Source organism: Cupriavidus sp. U2, from assembly GCF_009663685.2.
GTDB classification, from domain to species: domain Bacteria; phylum Pseudomonadota; class Gammaproteobacteria; order Burkholderiales; family Burkholderiaceae; genus Cupriavidus; species Cupriavidus necator_C.
Genome location: NZ_RCOG02000030.1, coordinates 1 through 1,800, shown reverse-complemented (window position 1 = coordinate 1,800; position 1,800 = coordinate 1). Strand labels below are relative to the sequence as shown.

4 protein-coding genes are annotated in these 1,800 nt (G+C 57.5%); 3 read left to right on the top strand and 1 reads right to left on the bottom strand.

Going from position 1 to position 1,800, the window contains the following annotated elements; genetic code table 11:
- On the top strand, window positions 1-304 hold a 304-nt coding region (locus D9X30_RS23585), incomplete at its 5' end, for an EF-Tu C-terminal domain-related protein (protein WP_502799675.1).
- A gap of 79 nt (window positions 305-383) precedes the next feature.
- A complete protein-coding gene (rpsJ, locus tag D9X30_RS23580) occupies window positions 384-692 on the top strand; it encodes a 30S ribosomal protein S10 (protein WP_006160488.1) in 309 nt (102 codons plus the stop codon).
- A gap of 89 nt (window positions 693-781) precedes the next feature.
- Here the strand turns inward: rpsJ and D9X30_RS23575 are convergent, their stop codons facing one another.
- Entirely contained in the window at window positions 782-1,447 is a 666-nt protein-coding gene (locus tag D9X30_RS23575) for an XAC2610-related protein (protein ID WP_153950435.1), read from the bottom strand.
- Window positions 1,448-1,540: 93 nt separating this feature from the next.
- Here D9X30_RS23575 and D9X30_RS23570 point away from each other — a divergent pair.
- Window positions 1,541-1,800 (top strand): helix-turn-helix domain-containing protein (locus tag D9X30_RS23570; RefSeq protein ID WP_153949714.1); only part of this gene is annotated, 260 nt, incomplete at its 3' end.

The window sequence follows — 1,800 nt, the reverse complement described above, 5'->3', positions numbered from 1 at the left end:
CAAGCCGGGCTCGATCAAGCCGCACACGCACTTCACGGGTGAGGTCTACATCCTGTCGAAGGACGAAGGTGGCCGTCACACGCCGTTCTTCAACAACTACCGCCCGCAGTTCTACTTCCGTACGACCGACGTGACTGGCTCGATCGAGCTGCCGAAGGACAAGGAAATGGTCATGCCGGGTGACAACGTGTCGATCACCGTCAAGCTGATCGCCCCGATCGCCATGGAAGAAGGCCTGCGCTTCGCAATCCGCGAAGGTGGCCGTACCGTCGGCGCCGGCGTTGTGGCAAAGATCCTCGACTAAGCAACCTTCCTGGGACATGCCCGCCGGCATGTCCCCTATAATCCGGGCTCACTGCCCATCGCTCTTTTAAGGAACAATCATGCAGAACCAGAAGATCCGTATCCGCCTGAAGGCTTTCGACTACCGCCTGATCGACCAGTCGGCCGCCGAAATCGTGGATACCGCCAAGCGTACCGGCGCGATCGTCAAGGGCCCGGTGCCCCTGCCGACCCGCATCCAGCGCTTCGACATCCTGCGTTCGCCGCACGTCAACAAGACCAGCCGCGATCAGTTCGAGATCCGCACTCACCAGCGCCTGATGGACATCGTCGATCCGACGGACAAGACCGTCGACGCGCTGATGAAGCTCGACCTGCCGGCCGGCGTGGACGTCGAGATCAAGGTGTAAGTATGTTTCGGACCGCTCCGGCGGCCTGATGCAGCAAGAAGCGGCGAACTTCGGTTCGCCGTTTTTCTTTTATGCGCGCCAACGATGGATCAATGCCGATGCGCCCGTGTCCGGCGATTGTGATAGCGCATCTTGCCTTTATGAAGCCGGCCGATCGTGGCGAAGAACCACTCACCGTCGACCGAAAGTATTTCTTCTCGCGTGCCCACTAAAGTTAGTGTTTTATTAAAATACCGAAAAGTTTGGGAAGAGTAATTGTGAGCACCCTTGCGATACACAGAGTGAACGGTCCGGCGCTTGCCATCGAATGAGATTCGAGGTAATTCGGACAGAGTGGGTTCAAAAACAAAACGACGGCGGACTGGATCGAATAGGAAGATGTTATGGGTGAAGTTGGGCCCGCCATTTTGATCGGGTAAGCCGGTCGCCATGATGTCAGGGAAACCGTCAAAGTTTGCGTCAACAAGACTGATATGGTCTTCGGGGGGAATCGGCACCGCATCAGCCTCGATGTCCCGAAGCACCTGGATGCGTGCGCCGGATTTGTCTAGAACCTCAATGGCCAAGAGGACGGAATCATCCTCCGTCGGATCAAAGCTTGCGAGATCAGCACGAAAACGAAAATCCCTGGTCTCTGCACGCTGCAAAACCCAGTTGGGGTCGTGAAGGTCGTCGCGGTCAACCCACCCCTGCGCCGTGCTGCCGTCGGCCGGAATCTGATCAACTTCGTACCATTCGGAAGTTTCGGATAGCACCGCTAGATACGAATTGGCGGGTAATATTCGTTGCGATGAATTACGGGGCGGTCTCTAGAATGAAGTGCAACACCCTGATGTTAGGGTGTTGGGATGGGACAAAGCTACAGTCAACTGGGTATCGAAGAGCGTAACTGGATTCATCGCCTACTAAACGAGGGGTGCAGCCTGCGTCAGATCGCGAGAGTGGTGGGGCGAAGTCCGTCGACTGTCTCACGCGAGGTTGCCCGGGCCGGAAGTCATCGTTCCTACGATGCTGCGAGCGCGCAGGGTATGGCGCTGAGAAGGCGTCGACGTGGGCCGCGCAAGCTGGCAGCAGGCACGGCGCTGCTGAAACTGGTGAGAGCATGGCT

What these genes read in the sequence shown, in the direction of transcription:
- rpsJ (WP_006160488.1), top strand. Translation starts at nt 384, where the DNA reads ATGCAGAACCAGAAGATCCGTATCCGCCTGAAGGCTTTCGACTACCGC.